Consider the following 17,256-nt stretch of genomic DNA (forward strand, 5'->3'; position numbering starts at 1 on the left):
GGCCCTAACGCATTCCGGCACAAGTCTGTGCCAGCAGTTTTTCCAGGGCCCGCGCAGCGGGCCCAGCTGTTTCCTGATCAGCGTGAATCAGATTCAACTCTGCATAGCGTCGACTGGCTTTGCCCAACGGCAATTCTCTCAGTATTCCTGACTCCAGCCCCTCGGCAACGCGTGTGCTGGGCAGCCAGGCGTAGCCCATGCCGCGGCTGACCATGTCCGCGGAGGTGGCGACATGGGAAACCGTCCAGCGTTGCTCTGCACCGAGCCATCCAGAGTCTCTACTGTCGTGCAGGGCTGAGTCGCGAATGACGATCTGGCGGTGCTGGCGCAAGTCGTCCAGGGAGAGTTCACGTTGTAAACGGTGGAGGGGGTGCTCGGCGCTGGCCACCGCGATGAATTCCGCGCGGAGGAGGGGGTTACCCATGAATCCCTGCGGTGCTGATCCGGCGATGAGAATATCGACTTCGCCCGCCACTAGCTTCTCAGCCCCGCCAGAGAGCACCGTTTCGAACAATTGAATGCGGGTGTTCGGGAATTGATTGGAAAACGCCTGCAGTGCGTCAGCCAGAAAACACTGCGGGAACACTTCGTCGATAGCCAGGCGAAGCTCTGCTTCGGTGCCCGCGGCGAGGCCAGTGGCAATGTCTTCCAATTGCTCGGATTGTTCCAGCAGCCGCTCAGCCCGGCGCAACAAGAGTGCCCCGGCTTCGGTGAGATGGGCCTTGCGGCCTGTTACTTCCAGCAGTGCTATGCCGAGTTGGTCCTGCAGCTTATGCACGGCGTGATTAATGCTGGACTGGCTCTTATGCACAGCCTCTGCCGCATGAGCGAAGCCACCGTGTTCGACGACCGCTTTCAGCATGCGCCATTGTTCGAGAGTCGTTTTGCTCATATTCGTATTTATAGAATATTAATGTCGTTATTATGCGTTTTCATTTCGTCAAATACGACCATAAGATCCTGTTCAAGAGATTGAGGAGGTCGATATGACACAACGACAGATTACCGAAGTACGCACCGCACACCCCAGCCGGGATGGCGATGGGGTCGCCATCCAACGCATCTCTGGCATGCGCCATGCTGGCATGGACCCCATTCTCATGATTGATGAATTGCGCTCAGAGCAACGTGAGGATTTTGCCGGAGGTTTCCCACCGCACCCGCACCGGGGTATGCAAACGCTCACCTACCTGAAGCGGGGAGGCATCTCTCATGAGGACAGCCTGGGCAATCGCGGCGAGATTCGCGGCGGTGGCGCCCAGTGGATGTCCGCCGGCCGTGGCGTTATTCACTCGGAAATGCCGACTGTGGATACCAACGGTCTGCATGGCTTTCAACTCTGGGTGAATTTGCCCGCTGCGCAAAAGATGTCGGCGCCCAACTATCGCGATGTGCCTGCAAATGAACTGGTTGAATGGCGCGGCGAGGGCACCAGTGCCACCGCCATTGCCGGCCAGTGGCATCTGGCTGACGCCGATGTGACCGGGCCGCTGGCAGAGTTGGCCGGTCACGCTGGTGTATTGGATATGAGCCTTGACCCAGAGGTTGAACTGACGCTGCAGGTGCCTGATGAGGAGAACTTGTTGGCCTATGTTTATGCTGGAAGCATGATTGTGAATGCGCGCGAGGTGCATGCCCAGCAAATGGCCGTCACCAGTGCCGGTCGTGTCATGACTTTGCACGCTGGCGTCGAGGGTACTCAGGTACTGCTGCTGCGAGGAGCCCCGCTTGGTGAGCCGGTCGCAAACTATGGCCCATTTGTAATGAATACACCCGACGAAATCGAGCAGACCCTGCGCGATTACCAGTCTGGCCAGTTCCCCTGATTCAAGGGTGGGCAAGGGGCCAAGACCGGGACCGACGGGCATCTTCCGGGCGCCAAGAATATTGGCAAGATCGCCCAGGTGCGCGGTATCGAGGCGGGCCAGCCTGCCATTTCCCCGCTGACCTTCTCCGACCTGCAGACACCGGCAGACTTCGGCCGGTTTGCCGATCGCGTGCGCGAGATCAGTGGCGGCATCCCGGTGGGCTTCAAGCTGAGTGCTAATCACATTGAGCGATGTTCAGTTCGCGCTAAATGCGGACGCCGACTACATCATTCTCGATGGTCGTGGCGGCGGCACCGGCGCTGCGCCGCTGTTGTTCCTCGACCATATCAGTGTGCCTGCGATTCCTGCCCTGGCCAGGGCGCGGCGTTATCTGGATGCCCAGGGCGCATCCGGAGGGGTACCCTGATTGTCACCGGCGGATTGCGCACCCATATGGATTTCGTCAAGGCCATGGCTCTGGGCGCGGATGGGGTGGCCCTGGCCAATAGCGCCATGCAGGCGATTGGATGTGTTGGTGCGCGCATGTGTAACAGCAACAATTGCCCGGCCGGCATAGCCACGCAGAAACCCGAGCTGCGCGCCCGTCTGGATGTCGCTGAAGGGCCCAGCGTCTTGCGAAATACATGCAGGCCAGCGTGGAGTTGATGCAGGTCATGGCGCGCGCCTGTGGTCATGACAATCTAGCGGACTTCTCCAGAGACGATCTTGGGACCTGGCAGGAGAGCATGGCGCGTCTCTGTGGTATTGCATATGTAGGATATGGCGAGTTTTGACGGCTCTGGGAGTTCTACTATGCTGAATGCTAACAGCGGGTGACTCACAGAGGATGTTTAGCTGCGATGACTAGATGTAAAACCGGTGGGCTACACAAGCAGGTGGTCCGCCTGCTCAGTGTCGGCCTCGTAGTGGTGGGTATGGTATTCTCTGTCGCGAGCAATGCGGCAGAGCCACTGTCTTCCTGGCGCGATGGCGCCACTCGCGACGCCATCGTGCGCTTTGTGACCGAGGTCAGTGACACAAGTTCGTCTGCCTATGTGTCACCATCGGAGCGCATTGCGGTATTCGATAACGATGGAACGCTGTGGGCGGAGCAGCCCATGTACTTCCAGCTCATGTTTGCGATTCATCGCGTGGAGGCCATGGCGGCCGATCATCCCGAGTGGAAAACCCGGGAGCCGTTTGCCTCGCTACTCAAGGGCGACGTCGCCGCAGCCCTGGCCGGAGGTATGCCTGCCATTGTTGAGTTGGTGATGGAGACGCATGCCAATGTCAGCACCGATGAATTTGCAGCCGCCGTGAATGACTGGCTGGCCACGGCGCGGCATCCGAAGACAGGCTACAAGTACACGGAAATGGTGTATCAGCCGATGCTTGAGTTGCTCGATTATCTGCGCGCCAACGGTTTTACCACCTACATCGTGTCCGGCGGCGGAATCGATTTCATGCGACCCTGGACGGAAGCAGTTTACGGCATTCCCCCGGAGCAGGTCGTCGGCTCCAGTGTGAAAACCCGTTACGAAGTGCTTGATGGAGTGCCCACATTGGTACGGGCACCGGAGATGAACTTCATCGACGACAAGGAAGGCAAGCCCGTCGGCATTCATACCCATATCGGTCGCCGGCCCATTATGGCTGTGGGTAATTCCGATGGCGACTTCCAGATGCTGGAGTGGGTTACCGCACGGCCCGGGCCAAGTCTCGGTGTGATCGTGCATCATACTGACGCCGAGCGCGCGTGGGCCTATGACCGCGATTCCCATATCGGCAAGCTCGACCGCGCCCTGGACGAGGGCCGGATCGTGGGTGGGTCATTGTCGATATGAAGTCTGACTGGCGGGAAGTCTTCGCAGGGCCGGAGTGAGTCCATACGGCAGATGTCCTCTCCGCATAAGTTTCTGACCGCTAGCCATATTGGCCTGCTGTCGCAGACCGACTAGGGTAGCGTCCATAGCAACCCAGAGGAGTGGGCCATGAAAACGGTACTGGTGACCGGCGCTGCCCAGGGCATTGGTCTTGCCACGGCAAGGCGCTATGCGGCGCAGGGGTGGATGGTCGGTCTTTACGACCTGAACACTGCGGCGATCGAGGAGTTACTCTCAAGCGATGAATTTCCCCAGGCCTGTGGTGGGCACTGCGATGTTACCGATCTGGCTTCGATCGAGGCCATGGTGGCGGACTTTTCCAGCTACAGCGGTGGGCAGCTCGATCTACTGGTCAACAATGCTGGAGTGCTGTCCGCAGGGGCGTTCACCGACATCGCGGCAACAGCCCATGACCTGATAGTGGACGTTAACGTGCGCGGGGCAACCCACGTGCTTCAATGTGCGTTTCCACTGTTGGCGAAAACTGCTGACGCCACTGTGGTAAACCTGTGCTCCGCCTCCAGTATCCATGGTATGCCTTCGCTGGCGGTATACAGTGCCAGCAAGTTCTACGTCGACGGTTTGACTGAAGCACTGGACCTGGAATGGCGTGCGCATGATATTCACGTGACCTGCGTAAAACCGCCGGTCATCAACACGGCCATGGGGCGCGCAGTAGACAGCACCATTCCCCAGCGTGCGCCAGTTAACTATGGCCCGGAAGATGTGGCTCGCTGGATCCAGAAGGCCGCAGAAGGTCGCGGCACATCCTTCCCCATGGGCATGGCAATGTCTGTGTACTACTGGCTCGACAAACTTCTGCCCAACCCATTGCGGCACGCTATGGCGAGATATTTGATGCGCGCCTAGGCCTGGCGCTGGACCGGTGAACTGGTGCTGTATTAAGGTCCGTATTAACAAGGATAACAACTAACGGAACACGTCATATGTCATTCCCAAAGCTGGCCACGGCCTTCGTGGTTACCGTCGCCCTTGCGGCTTGTAGTAGCAGTGATCGCAGCAGTACCCCCCCTGCACCGCCACCAGAGCCGCCTGTTGAGGCGCCCACCTTCGAGGCGAGTATCACCCGCACCGAATACGGCGTGCCGCATATCGTGGCCGAGACCTGGGGTGGGCTGGGCTACGGGCATGGTTACGCCTTTGCCGAAGATAACTACTGCATGCTGATTACCGAGATTATCCGCGCCAGCGGTCAGTCCCTGGAATTTTTCGGTGAAGCGGGCGGCAGTGAAGGCACCGACTTCATCTTTTCGCTGGTAAATAACAACGCTGACGGCCAGCTCGAAGAGCGCTATCTCTCCCAGCAGCCCGAGCACATTCTCGAGTTGGTTGAGGGCTACGCTGCGGGTTACAACCGTTATCTGCGCGAGACCGGTGTCGACAATCTGCCGGAAACGGATCCGAATTGTCGTAGCCAGGATTGGGTGCGTGAAATTACCGCCATCGATTTATGGAAGTACTTCCGCCGTATTCAGCTGCAGGGCAGTACCGACCAGGGCATTGTGCGGGATGCGATTCTCGCTGCCACGGGTCCATCCGACACCGCGCCCGCAGCGGCACCTGCCGAACCTGTCAGTCTCGACGAGCTGCGCGCAGCATTTGCCAGTGAGGATGTCGGTAGTAATGCAATTGCCCTGGGTCGTGACGCCACCCAGACCGGAGCGGGCATGCTGCTGGGTAATCCGCACCAGCCCTGGTACGGCGTGGGCTCCTGGTACCAGGTGCACCTGACCATTCCCGGTGAGTACGACGCTATGGGGGCGGCACTTAAGGGCTTCCCCAAGATTGCGATTGGCTTCAACAAGGATGTCGCCTGGACGCATACAGTGAGCGTCGCGAACCGTTTTACCCTGTTCGAATTAACGCTCAATCCCGACAACCCGCTGCAGTATGAAGTGGATGGCGAGTTCAAGGACATCGTGCCCGAGACGGTTACCATTGCGGTGCGCGAAGCCGACGGCAGCATGAGTGAGCGCGAGCACACCTTTTACCACTGGGAGTACGGGCTTATTGTTAACTTGGCCTCCACTGCCGCTGCGATTGACCCGGCGTTTGCAGCCCTGTTTGACGGTTGGCCCACAGCGCGTGGCACGGTGTACGCGGTGCGCGATGCCAATCTCGACAATCTGCGCGGCATTGAAATGTGGGTGGATATTGGTCAGTCAACGACTGTGGCCGAGCTGTATGACGCCCTTGGGGTTATCGGTAACCCACTGTTCCACACCCTGGCGGCGGACCGTAACGGAGACGCGTTTTATGGCGAGGTATCCTCGATTCCCAACGTGACCGAGGCCAAAATGCAGGACTGTGTCACAGGGGTGAATACCGTGGTGCGGGCGCTGACCAATAACGCGATTGTCGCGCTCGATGGCAATCGCAGTGAATGCCAGTGGGGTGAGGACGCCGATGCGCCGGAGGGCTCCGGTGTCTTTGGCGCGAGCAGTCTGCCCAGCTTCTTTACCGCAGATTACGCGGCCAACAGCAACGACAGTTATTGGCTGAGCAACCCCATGATGCCGCTGGAAGGCTTTCCCACCACCATGGGTTTTGTGGGGCATGAGGGCCAACAGCAAAACCTTCGCACCCAGATCAATCACGCCATGGTGGCTGAGCGTCTGGCCGGCACGGACGGCTTCGATGCCAGCCCTGGTTTTACCCTGACTAGTCTCCAGCAACTCATGTACGACAATCGCGTGTGGGGTGCGGAGCTGGTGTTGGACGATGTGCTGAGTGTGTGTGAAACACTGTCTGCGGATAACGATCTCGCTGCGTCTGCCTGTGGCGTATTGGCTGATTGGGATCGGCGGGCCAACCTCGATAGCCGCGGTATGCAGGTTTTCACAGAGTTCTGGAAAGCGTTGACGGCAGGTGGCAGCGCTTTTGGCAACGCCTTCAGCGACGAGACGTTCTGGTTGGTGGACTTTGATCCTGCAAGCCCGCTGACTACGCCCACGGACATCGATCTCTCCGTTCCCGCCAATGGCGAGCGTGTTATCGCCGCGCTGATCAGTGCGGTGGAAGCGTTGCAGGGCGCCGGGGTGGCACTGGATGCGCCCTGGGGTGAGGTTCAGGTGTTGCCGAAAAACGGTGTGGACATCGGCATTCACGGCGGTAGCGGCAGCGCCGGTGTATTTGGCGCAATCAGCGCAGGATTGGACGAGGGCGGGTACCGCAACATCCGGTCGGGCAATTCCTACGTGCAGACCGTGACCTTCGACGAGAGTGATTGCCCGGTGGCGGATGCCATTATCACGACATCGCAGTCAATCAACCCTGCGTCACCGCATTACGCTGACCAGAGTGAACTCTACTCCCGCAAGGAATGGGTACGCATGCCTTTTTGCGAGGACGATGTTGCTGCTGCGAGCCTGGGTGAGCCGCAAACGATCAGCGAGTAGCTCAGGGCGAATTGTCCCGGTAGCGCTTAAGCGTCTCGGGCTTTCCGAAGAACAGGGCCGCACTGATCACCAGGCGGCCGGCGGGGCTCAGCTCGGCTCTTTCGTTTAATACCTGGCGGGCCAGCGCTGGCTCGTCAGTAATCACTCCATCGACACCCATGGACATCCAGTGGCTCAACGAAATCGGGTCGTTCACTGTCCACACGAATACCTGCTTGCCCGCCTTGTGGGCCCGACGAATAAAGGCCGGGCTCACCAGTCCCTGGTTAATCGCCAGGAAGTCGGCGCTCAGACGGGTAATGTCGCCAATGGCTGTGGCTGCCAGCAGGCCGCCCGTCCAGTCCGGACGCAGTGCTTTAAGCTTATGCACGCCGTCGAGCTTGAGTGACATGATGGCCACACGCTCAGCCATGTCGGCAGCTTCCACGAGGTCGACCACGCGTTGTTCCAGCTGTTGATCGTGCCCGTAATACTTCAGCTCAATCACCAGGTTCGCGGAAGAGGCGGCGATAACCGTCAGGACTTGGGCGAGCGTAGGGATGCGCTCGCTGGCAAAGGCGGGATCGTACCAACTGCCCACGTCGATGTTGCGGAGCCTCGCCAGGTCGCCCTCCCAGACTTTAATCGGGTCGCCGGCTAGTTTCATAAAGTCGGAATCGTGAACCACCACGACCTGTCCGTCACGACTTTCCTGTACGTCGATTTCCACCCAGTCGGTGCCATCTGCAATCGCCTGCTGAATAGAGGCCAGTGTGTTTTCTGGCGCAGAACCGGCCGCGCCGCGGTGAGCGATAATGGCCACGTCGTCCCTGAAATCGACCTGGTGCAGCATTAGCGCCAGTGCGCCTACCGCTAATACACAGATAACCGTGGTAATACCCAGCGCCCCCAGTGAAGAGCGTCGGGTGTCCCCAGTCGATGGCGAAGGCACGTCGGCTGCGTTGCCGCCAGTGATGTCGTGCAGGTCATTGATGACCGCGGCGAAGCCGCCAAAATTCAGCGCAGTGATCAGGACATTAAGTGCGGACCATAGAGCGCCCAGCAGACCCAGAGCCAGGGCGAGTGTGGCCAGTGAGGTCAGCCCGGTACCTAAAATGATTTCCATGCCCAGAGTGAGTACCAGTAGCGGCAGGGCAGAGAGCCCGATCACTACCAGCAGCCAGTGGAGCAATGCGCTGCGCACCTGTGCCGGATAAGCCATCACCCGCTGCTTGCTGAGTTCGAATGCTGCCGCGGGTTCGACACCATCCAGCAGCACAATGGGCAACACCAGGCTCCAGTGCCAGAGGCGCAGACACAGCACCCAGAGCAGTGGCACAGCGAGTACCAGTGCCGCGGCCACGGTCCCTGTAAAGACGGGCGGTCGCTTTGCCAGGTAGTAGTTGATGTCGTGATCAGTGAGCAATGCGAATACGAGTCCTGCAACCACCACCAGGTAGGGCAACAGGATGAGCAGCACCCTTAACGTCAGCCGGATGGTCAGCCCCAGCAGTTGGCTGGCTCGGGACAAGCTGAACCGAATCGCCTCGGTAGGGGCAATGACGTCACCGGAGCGGCTGGAGCGTGCGATGAGTAGCAGCGCGCCCAACTCCAACCCAACGAAAACCAGGGCCACGGAGACGAGGAAAACGGCGCCGATAAACCCCGTCGGGGAGAGCAACAGGCGCGCAATGTCCTGATCCACTGCTGCCGTGGTACCTGCTGCCATTAGCGCCAGTTTCAGCATCAGACCGAACAGCGGCGCAAGTACTGCTATGGCCAGCAGTGTGTACAGCAGGTGGGTGATGAGTAATGGCTGCCAACAGGCACGCAGATGAGACAGCAGTATGGCTGGGCGCATAAAGCCTGTTCCCCTGATTATTGCTTTCCCACAGTGTAGTCGAGCACCGGGCAATCGCAGCGGAGGTTATTTTGCGGCCTGGCGTACCCGCTCGTGGGTGCGGTCCATGAGTACATCGAGCTACCCGAGCTGATGCTGCTCGCTTGCTCCAAGTCTGTGGGTCCGATGAAGCGCCCCGACTCAAAAAAGGCCAGCCGACAGGTGGCCTTTCTTATGCGAGATGGATCATATCCGGCGTCTTCTGGAATACCTGGCGGCGATAGCCAGCAGGCCGAGCAACATGGAGGCCAGGAGCAGCTTTGGCATGACCGGGATGCCGCGCCCGTCGAAGAACTCGATGATCAAGATATCGATGTTGTTGGACGGCGTCGGGTCGACACCGTTGCTGCCGTCGTCGTTGGTCTCGACGATATTTACGATCTGGCCGTCGACTTCGTCCGTGACTCGGGTAACGGCGAACTTCGCAGTGCCACTGGCACCCGCACCGAAATCACCGATGGGCAGTACGCAAAGGGTGCCGCCCGGATCGCCATCGGCACAGCTCCAGGCGTCGCTTTCAGCAGCCAGGTAAGTTGTGCCTGGGGGAACTACTTCGCGAACTACCACGCCGGTGGCGTCCTGGTTACCTACCTGGCGGTAATTGATGTCGTAGACAATGACGTCGCCCTCTCTCGGGAGAGGCGAATCCGATGTCTTGGTGACTTCCATATCCGGGTTGGCGATTACCGGGGTGATATCACTGGACTCCACTTCCAGTGGGCCCACCTGGCTGGAGCCGTCGTCAGTCAGCACAGCGGTGTTGGTGATGAGGTTGACGCCGGCCGCGGCAGGAAAGTCTGTGATCAGGCCAAAGTCGGCCCGAGAGCCGGAGCGGGCGTTCAGGATGCCGATATCCAGAGTACAGGCGGATCCGGGCGTGTTGGCCGCGCATACCCAGCCCGGTGTGCTCAGGCTGCTGCTGAACACCGTGTAATCGGGTACGACTTCCGACAGCACTACACCGCTGGCGTCTTGGTCGCCCACGTTGCCGTAGACAATACCGTAGCGGTAACCCTGGCCCGGGATGACCGAGATGCCGCCGTCATTCTTGGCGACTACGATATTGGGCTGCGCACTAAGGTAGTCAATGTCCCTGTCGGTATCCGTTGACGGGTCAGAGGGCACGGGCCCAAACTCCAGCCCGTCTTCTTCCACCATGACATCGTTGACGATCTCGAACACGGTGGGGGGCACCGTATTGTTGATGGTGACCACAAACAGGGCTGTGCCGGAAGCGCCACCTGCAAGAGTGTCGATATCGAAGATACAGGTGCTGCCGCCGATAACGTCGTTGCAGGCCCAGCCCGGGTCCGACAGCGCCGCTTCGAAGGTCGTGAACAGTGGCACCACCTCAGTAAGGCGTACGCCGGTTGCGTCCTGGTCACCAACGTTGCCATAAGTAATGGTATAGGTCAGTGTGTCACCCGGATTGGCGCGATCGACGCCGTCTGTTTTGCTGACACTCATGATTGGGTCGGCTACTATAGGTGCGACGGTCTGGTCGTCTTCGTCGGGTGTTGCCGGGTCATCCGAAAGAATGTCAGGCAGCTCCTCAGAGGTGACCAGGGCTTGATTCACCAGTTGTTCCTCGCCCACGTCACCGGGTGCCGTTCCCGCAGGGTAGGGCAGTGGCACCTGTATGGTGTAGATCACCGTCACCTCTGCGCCGGCGCCCACGCTGGAGAAGGCCACTTCGACGTCAGTGTCGCCCGCGGTGTTGCCGCGGACAATGGTGCCGCCTGGTGCCACTACGCTCCCCACCTGGAAGATGCCTTTGGTATCAGGCTTGTCGGTAATGACAATGTTGGTTGCGGGTGCGTCCCCGGTGTTTTGCAGCGTTAGCGTGTAGGTGAGCGTATCGCCGGGCACTGCGGGATTGAACGGCCCGCCCATATTTTAAGCAGATCCAGCGCGGGTAACAGCAACTCGTCGGATGCGTCTTCGGTGTAGATCCGTTCTGCGTCGTCATCGCCAGGCAGTGAGCTGCCTTTGAGTGTGGCGGTATTGGGTATGCGTGTTGGTCCGGGGTTGCCATTGTTCTGCAGAGTCATGCTGAAGACAATCGTCGCCGATTCCCCGGGAGACAGTACCTGGTTGGGCGGGGGTGCGGTGCTTAGGACCTCTGCCGCAATAGTCACCGTGGTGATGCCGCCACTGGAGGACTCTGTTATCGTGAAGCCATCGGGTATGGTCACTTCCTGCAGACTGCCGGGCAACCAGATGGCCTCGTCGAACTCATCGGTGATGCTCAGGTCGTAGGCTGGGCCATTGCCAGAATTGCTGATATCCAACTGTATTGTGGCTACGGCTTCGTTCAGAGCCGTGAAGGTTTTGACGTGGGTGAGCTCGGGCTCAATAATCTCGATCTCGGCCTCGGAGCTCTCCGTTAGGGTGATGCCAGCGAGTCCGGTGTATCTCAGTTCGGTCTCGTTTAGCAGGGTATCGCCCGCGACGTTGACCCCGACGTCGGTGGCACGCATCTGCAGCCGAATGATGACGGTGTCGTCGAGCCCCGTCATCATATCCGCAGAGTTCTCCACGTCACCGATATCCACCGAGATGGTGTTGCCGATGATTACCGGGTCCTGCGGCGTCGCCGTAATACTATCGCCGATAAAGAACAGTTCACCGCCGAGTAACTCAAGTTCGCCAGCGCCATCCATTTGGAAGGTATCTGTCAGCACCACATCTCTGGTGGTACCTTCTGGGAAGCGCAGGTTCAGGGTGTACTCGATCTGTTCGCCGATCAGTACATCGACAATTTTCGGGTCCCCGGCATCGGATTCGCTATCCGACACCGAAGTGGCAAAGACCCGCTTGCTGATCTCTGCTTCCTCGAGGGAAATCAGAATGGCGAAGGCAGTGTCGTCGTATTGGCGCGACTCGGGTGATCCAGGTGCAGACTCCCAGTTCAGAACAGCCTCGTTTCTGAAAATGCCCTGAATGGGAAGGTCGTCGGCCATCTTGACGGTAAATTTGATTTCGCACTGGTCCTGTACCAGCGTTAGTCTTTGGAAAGAAAACGCCACGTCTCCCGAGGTGCCCGGTGTCGGTGAAGCATCGATACTCAGGCCCAGGCAGGTGGTCTCCACCGTTGAGTCGTCTATCCACTCCATGTTCGGATTCAGTGTATCTAGCACTTGGATACTGCGTGCGTTTGCGGTTGACTCGGCGCGGTGCTGGATGATCAGGGTGAACTCTTCTTCCATGCCGGCCACAGTGGTTTTCTCGATGCCGCCATTGGATGTAAGTTTTTGTATGCGAAGCTGAGGCTCCACGAGGTCAAACTGCACGGTTGATGTGAGTATGGTTTCCGAGGTGTAGGTGTTTCCAGTGTTGATCAGGTTCTTGTCCTGTCCGGGTGCACCGGAGTTCAGCGGATCGTCTAGCACGATGGCCACCAGCTCGACTACAACCTGGTCGGCCTCGTCGGGTTCATCGCGCAGGTCCGGTGCGTTAACCACAGTGCCGAGAATCCAGTTAAGGCACTCGTCTGCTGGCGGAGTACAGGCCGCGGCCGGATCGCCCACAGAGGGCCCTCCAAGGATGGTCAGGTCTGCGCCAATGGAGACGACCTCAGAACTGACAAACTCCAGAGCCACATCGTTGGTGGGCAGCACATCTTCAATACGGGCTTGCAGCGTAGTCCCATCCGGGAAGGAGGTTGTGAGGGTAAACGTTGCTTCTTCACCGATGGTCAGCTTGTGCACAGGCACTTCAAGCTTGAAAGGCGTATCGAGGACACTGGTGCTGATCATTGATTTTTCGAGACCTGGCACGCTGACAACGACAGTCCATGTGTCCTTCAATGTATAGCTGCGTTCATCATCGAGGTCGGTCTGTTCACTCCGGTTCAGGCTGGTCCAGGAAACTTCACTCTCATTAACAATCTGTTGGCCAGAAACCGCCGCCAAGCTAACGGTGACGGAAAAATCGATCTCGCAGGTTGCACCGAGGGGGAAGTCAGTCCATTCGACGCTGATTGTGGCGCCGATTACTGCAGGGGGGGCGTCGGGTTGTACAGAGCAGACATCACCTAGTTCTACCGAGCCGCCCACCAGGTCAAACTCAGCCGGGATGATATCTTCCAGGACGACATTCTGGGCATCAGTCCGCGAGCCGCTGGCGTGTCTGACTACGAGGCGGAAGTCCACAGGGTCGCCTGCTTCGACTGATGATGTGCTTCCAAACTTGTCGAGTTCCAGGGTCGCCTCTACGAGTTCCAATGGATAGTCGTCCGTCGCGACCGTGTCGGGGAGGAATTCGACGATGGCAGAATTGATGTCAGTTCTCTCGTTCGCGTTGGCCGGACGGTCCAGGACCTTGGCGGTCACTTGCACCAGGATACGATCGTCATCATCAATATCTGGCGGGTTGATGATGTGGCCCACTGAACCATAGTCCAACTCGCCCCGATCATTAATGCCATCGCCGTTGGAATCGGTGATGGTCTTGGTGGGCGGGAAGATCGTGGGGCTCAAATCTGCGCCCAGGGCAATGTGCTCAATGTCGATTAATTCGAGCACCATCTCGGTGCGCGGAAGCAGGTCCCGGACCTTAAGATCCAGAGTCGGTGCCAGCGGCAGGGTAGTGACCAGGTTAAACACCACGATTTCACCGATCGCCAGCGCTTCGGTGCCGGCAGGTGTACCGAGATTGTTGTCAGTATGGCTTTGGGTGGAACTCTCCACGGTCTTGACGATTCCCACGTCAAAGATCTGGAATATATCGCAGGCCTCAATATTGTAGGTGTTGGCATCGCCGCCAGGATCATCAGTATCGCCGGTGCGCTCAACTGCGATGGTGGAGTTTGGCGCATTTTGCAGAGGCTGGTTAAAGTCAGAGAGGCTCTCCCAGAAGAGTACTGCACAGTTCTGGAACTGCACCCCCGCCGGTACCTGTGGAATCAGGAATTCGGTTTGGAAGGTGATAGTACACTTGCCATCGCCGATTTCGAACTGATCCCACTCCATGATCAGTTCATCTGAGAAGCCATTCAGCACAACAATACTTTCGGGTGGGTTGCAGGTGCCGACGACAGAAACACCGGCCTCATTGTTAAGGATGGCCATGTCTATGGGAAGAAGGTCGATAAGCGTCAGGTCGAAGGCATCGGCAGTCGATGCGCCGGCGTGTTCGAATTCAATCGTCACCATCGGCGGGGTTGTATTGTCCCCAAGCTCTGGGGTGAAAGTCTTGGTTATGCGAAAGGCTGGCTCGACTATTACAATTCGGTCAGCCTTGGCCTGTACGTTCTGACGATCAATATCGCTCGGATTCCAGTACCAGCGCGCGCGGTTGCGCAGTGCGGTGCTATTGACGTTCAAGACCGTGTTAGTTGCACGAGCGCGATATTCGATGACGATAACTTCGGCCACATCGTTGTCGTCATTGGCGTTGGTAATATCGCCGAAGCCGTCGTCACCTCGGCCCGGGCCGAAGATTTTCCAGCGATCAACACCCTCGAGGGAGGTGTCGTTGTTCGCCGGGATGATGCCTTCGTTAGCTTGGATAACAACCGCGTTACCCAGGCTGCTGGTGACGCCGGGAGGGAATACAATGCTGGTGGTTTCAAGATGTACCATGCCGGCGTCGAGCACATCCTCGAACCGGACGTTGGGCGAGACACCCTCGGGCACGGTGATTTCAACGCGATAGGTGGCGATCTCGCCGATGTGGAGTTTGAAGATGTCGCCTGAGTAGCCGGGCTCTGATGCGATCACGGTCTTGGTGATCAGCGGTTCCGCTATCGTCACTCGGGCATCATCCTCAATAGGTGTGAACGGGTTGTCGGCCGGGTCGGCCGTGGAGGTCCAGGTCACCGACGCGGTATTGGTGATCACCTGGCGCGGGTAGACATCGTCGGTCAGCACGCAGTCGACGTTGATTATGGCTGTATCGGTGGCGTAGGGTGGGCCGCCCTCGGAGGGGTTGCCATCGTTCGGGGCCAGCGGGTCGTCGAGTTGGAGGCCGCTCTCTAGATCGCCGCTGAAGCCCAGCGTGTCGCCGTTGCCGTCGACGACCGCAATGGAACCTTGCTGGCATTGTAGGCCAGCCACATCCGGATCTAGCACTGTGACGTTGAATGCGGACTGGGTACCGAGGTTTTCTACGGTGATTTCGAAGTTGACCGTGTCGCCGGCATCGGCGTTGGCACCATTAGAGTCTGCCGGTGAATCAGCCGGATCCGGGTCGATGGTGGCATTGGGGTTGTCGATGGATGCTACGCCCTTGGTCAGCGTGAGCTCGGGTGCGCCCACCGTGATGCCAGCTACGTTCTGTTCAGTGATCACGCGACCATCGGTGGTTTCATAGCCGGTTTGCATCAGGTTAGTGAGAAACAGCTCGTCGGCAAACGGATCGGTTGTCACGGTGGCAATCAGATCCACTTCAATCGTCGTGGGAGTGTCAGAGACGATGTCGCCGTAGTTGAGCGTTATGGAGTTATCCGCGCCGCTGATGACCGGGCTGACCGCGGGACCCTGGATGACGTTGATTACAGGTTGCGGTGCTTGGGTGACATCGAATACAGGGGCGGGCAGGAAGTCCTTGATAGTGACATTCGAACTCGAGCCTGCAGGGATGACGTTGGTCAGGGTAAAGGTCACAGGGGTGCCGGGCATGACGGTATCAAAGGAGCCGGGAGGCGGGTCTGTGAGTTCCTTGTTGGTGTCGTTGAGAATAATCTCGTTACTACTGTCTGAGTCATCTCCACCGCTGCCGCCCTCGGTCAGGCTGTAGCCAAGGGTGATGCTGTTGGTAAATCTGTCGCCTGCCTGCACGGGGCCGGGTGGGTCGACGTACTCGGTGAGGATCTCCGCCTCGTAGGTCAGGCTGCCTTCAGCGGCATTCGGTAGCAGTGTATCGACGTTGTTCACTGCTGCGGCAATGTCCCAGCTCAGCAGGGTGATGCCTGTCGCAGGGTCGTAGATCACATCCGCGGTTATAGGATAGGACGTGCCGTTAATCACCAGGTCCAGAGTGTCGACATACTCTAGCCCGTCGGGCATCACGTCGGTGATGATAAAGCTGTTGGCACCGGCATTGGGAGCATCGTCCGGATAGTCGGTCAGCTGGAAGTTAATGGTGTAAGTGAGCGTATCGCCGGGTGTGTCCCCGCCCCTGACGTTTTTCTGGACCGCCGCATGCAAGGCCAGCACGTTGGACTCATCGGTGTCGTCAAACGTATCGCTCTCGTAGCTGTAATCCGCCGTGACGGTGTTGGTCAGAAGCTGGCTGTCGTCAAAGGATTCGTCGAGGATGTCGGTGATATAAACCGGCACCACCACGGTGAGATCGTCTGTCGACGTGCTGCCCGTTACCGCATCACATTCAACGATTAGCGTGCCACCCGGTGTCGGGGGAATGTGGGCAGGCTGGCAGTGTTGCAGCCCGCGCCGAGGGGTGCGTTGACCGTAATCGGTGCGCCCGTCCACTGAACTTCCGGCGGCAGCATGTCTTCGAGCACCACGTCGTCCAGGGTGACGCCATCGGAGATGTTAAACACGTAGCGGTAGGTGAACTCATGGCTGGGTCCCGGGGGACGCTCATTTTCGGGAGCGCTGTTGGTTTTGGTAACTCGTGCGAGTCGGGGCGTGACCGTAGATGTAAATGACGACCCGAGAATCGCGCCATTATCGCCCGTGGCGGTATCGCCGAATTCGAAACCAGGAATGAATGCCACGTCCAGCGGCACGTTGGGTTCGGTGCCCACGTCGACAACGCCGCAGAATTCAATGTCGAGTGGAGGAGTTCCCTGCTCCACTGCGCCGATGGGGTAGAGGGCATCGAGTGCAGTGCCACCCTCATTGCCGTTAATCGTAGTTCCTGAAATGGGATCGATCAGGGCGCCACTGGAGTCGAAAGTACCGATGGACTCAAGGACAGGCTCGATGTCGACGAAGTCGATCGAGATACGGGAGACCCCGGCGTCGACTGTGCTGATCAGGTATGGGCCGTAACCGGTGATGGCTGCGCCGTTGGTAAAACTGACGGTGCTGCAGAAGGTCTCACCGATCAGCGGTTCAGCGGGCAGACCGGTGACGGTGATCTGCGGCGTTTGAGCCTGGGCGATGGCAGCGGCGGTCGCCACAAGGGCGATATACAAGCCTGTTCTGTAGGTGCGAATTACCGGGTAAGGCAAGGATTAACCTCTGAGTGCTTGATGTTCAACCATCTTTATATCCGACACGCGCTCAAAGTTAAAGGCAGCGCGCATTTGAGCCCCTGAATGCTTGGCGTGCCATGCTTTTCAGGGGTATGTGAGG

11 protein-coding genes and 1 pseudogene are annotated in these 17,256 nt (G+C 58.6%); 7 read left to right on the forward strand and 5 right to left on the reverse strand.

From position 1 onward, the window contains the following. Nucleotides 1–4 precede the first annotated feature (4 nt). Nucleotides 5–892: a LysR family transcriptional regulator gene (locus BST95_RS05290; protein ID WP_084198447.1), complete on the reverse strand. Its 888-nt coding sequence runs from the start codon at nt 890–892 to the stop codon at nt 5–7. A 94-nt stretch (nt 893–986) separates the two neighbouring features. On the opposite strand from BST95_RS05290, the gene BST95_RS05295 reads away from it, so the two are divergent. The 7 genes and pseudogenes from BST95_RS05295 (at nt 987) to BST95_RS05315 (ending at nt 7,110) form a co-directional block, all read left to right on the forward strand. Further along, a complete protein-coding gene (locus tag BST95_RS05295) occupies nt 987–1,826 on the forward strand; it encodes a pirin family protein (protein ID WP_084198448.1) in 840 nt (279 codons plus the stop codon). 60 nt (nt 1,827–1,886) lie between these two features. Continuing rightward, nucleotides 1,887–1,997, forward strand: a pseudogene (locus tag BST95_RS20875) (hypothetical protein); the annotation flags it as partial. A 55-nt stretch (nt 1,998–2,052) separates the two neighbouring features. Next, entirely contained in the window at nt 2,053–2,235 is a 183-nt protein-coding gene (locus BST95_RS20880) for a glutamate synthase-related protein (protein WP_268245001.1), read from the forward strand. Nucleotides 2,236–2,279: 44 nt separating this feature from the next. Next, on the forward strand, nt 2,280–2,474 hold the full coding sequence (locus BST95_RS20885) for a glutamate synthase-related protein (RefSeq protein ID WP_268245005.1): 195 nt from the start codon (nt 2,280–2,282) through the stop codon (nt 2,472–2,474). 194 nt (nt 2,475–2,668) lie between these two features. After that, a complete protein-coding gene (locus BST95_RS05305; RefSeq protein WP_240500263.1) occupies nt 2,669–3,652 on the forward strand; it encodes an HAD family hydrolase in 984 nt (327 codons plus the stop codon). 147 nt (nt 3,653–3,799) lie between these two features. Next, the gene (locus BST95_RS05310) at nt 3,800–4,561 is read left to right on the forward strand and encodes an SDR family oxidoreductase (protein ID WP_084198449.1); all 762 of its coding nucleotides are present in this window, start codon (nt 3,800–3,802) and stop codon (nt 4,559–4,561) included. A 77-nt stretch (nt 4,562–4,638) separates the two neighbouring features. After that, nucleotides 4,639–7,110 (forward strand): penicillin acylase family protein, encoded by a 2,472-nt coding sequence (locus BST95_RS05315; protein WP_084198450.1) that lies wholly within the window; start codon nt 4,639–4,641, stop codon nt 7,108–7,110. Nucleotide 7,111: 1 nt separating this feature from the next. On the opposite strand, the gene BST95_RS05320 is transcribed toward BST95_RS05315, so the two are convergent. The 4 genes from BST95_RS05320 to BST95_RS05335 form a co-directional block, all read right to left on the reverse strand. Continuing rightward, nucleotides 7,112–8,950, reverse strand: a complete 1,839-nt coding sequence (locus tag BST95_RS05320; protein ID WP_084198451.1) for a glycerophosphodiester phosphodiesterase family protein — start codon at nt 8,948–8,950, stop codon at nt 7,112–7,114. 225 nt (nt 8,951–9,175) lie between these two features. Next, nucleotides 9,176–10,882, reverse strand: coding sequence for a DUF11 domain-containing protein (locus BST95_RS05325; RefSeq protein ID WP_084198452.1), 1,707 nt, complete (start codon nt 10,880–10,882; stop codon nt 9,176–9,178). Next, a complete protein-coding gene (locus BST95_RS05330) occupies nt 10,828–16,425 on the reverse strand; it encodes a DUF11 domain-containing protein (RefSeq protein WP_157114455.1) in 5,598 nt (1,865 codons plus the stop codon). The genes BST95_RS05325 and BST95_RS05330 overlap by 55 nt, the downstream gene beginning before the upstream one ends. Further along, complete coding sequence (locus tag BST95_RS05335) at nt 16,329–17,132, reverse strand: hypothetical protein (RefSeq protein ID WP_157114456.1); 804 nt, start codon at nt 17,130–17,132, stop codon at nt 16,329–16,331. The genes BST95_RS05330 and BST95_RS05335 overlap by 97 nt, the downstream gene beginning before the upstream one ends. Nucleotides 17,133–17,256 lie beyond the last annotated feature (124 nt).

The sequence above is a fragment of the Halioglobus japonicus genome (assembly GCF_001983995.1).
Taxonomy (GTDB): domain Bacteria; phylum Pseudomonadota; class Gammaproteobacteria; order Pseudomonadales; family Halieaceae; genus Halioglobus; species Halioglobus japonicus.

What these genes read in the sequence shown, in the direction of transcription:
- BST95_RS05290 (WP_084198447.1), bottom strand. Translation starts at nt 892, where the DNA reads ATGAGCAAAACGACTCTCGAACAATGGCGCATGCTGAAAGCGGTCGTC.
- BST95_RS05295 (WP_084198448.1), top strand. Translation starts at nt 987, where the DNA reads ATGACACAACGACAGATTACCGAAGTACGCACCGCACACCCCAGCCGG.
- BST95_RS20885 (WP_268245005.1), top strand. Translation starts at nt 2,280, where the DNA reads ATGGCTCTGGGCGCGGATGGGGTGGCCCTGGCCAATAGCGCCATGCAG.
- BST95_RS05305 (WP_240500263.1), top strand. Translation starts at nt 2,669, where the DNA reads ATGACTAGATGTAAAACCGGTGGGCTACACAAGCAGGTGGTCCGCCTG.
- BST95_RS05310 (WP_084198449.1), top strand. Translation starts at nt 3,800, where the DNA reads ATGAAAACGGTACTGGTGACCGGCGCTGCCCAGGGCATTGGTCTTGCC.
- BST95_RS05315 (WP_084198450.1), top strand. Translation starts at nt 4,639, where the DNA reads ATGTCATTCCCAAAGCTGGCCACGGCCTTCGTGGTTACCGTCGCCCTT.
- BST95_RS05320 (WP_084198451.1), bottom strand. Translation starts at nt 8,950, where the DNA reads ATGCGCCCAGCCATACTGCTGTCTCATCTGCGTGCCTGTTGGCAGCCA.
- BST95_RS05325 (WP_084198452.1), bottom strand. Translation starts at nt 10,882, where the DNA reads ATGGGCGGGCCGTTCAATCCCGCAGTGCCCGGCGATACGCTCACCTAC.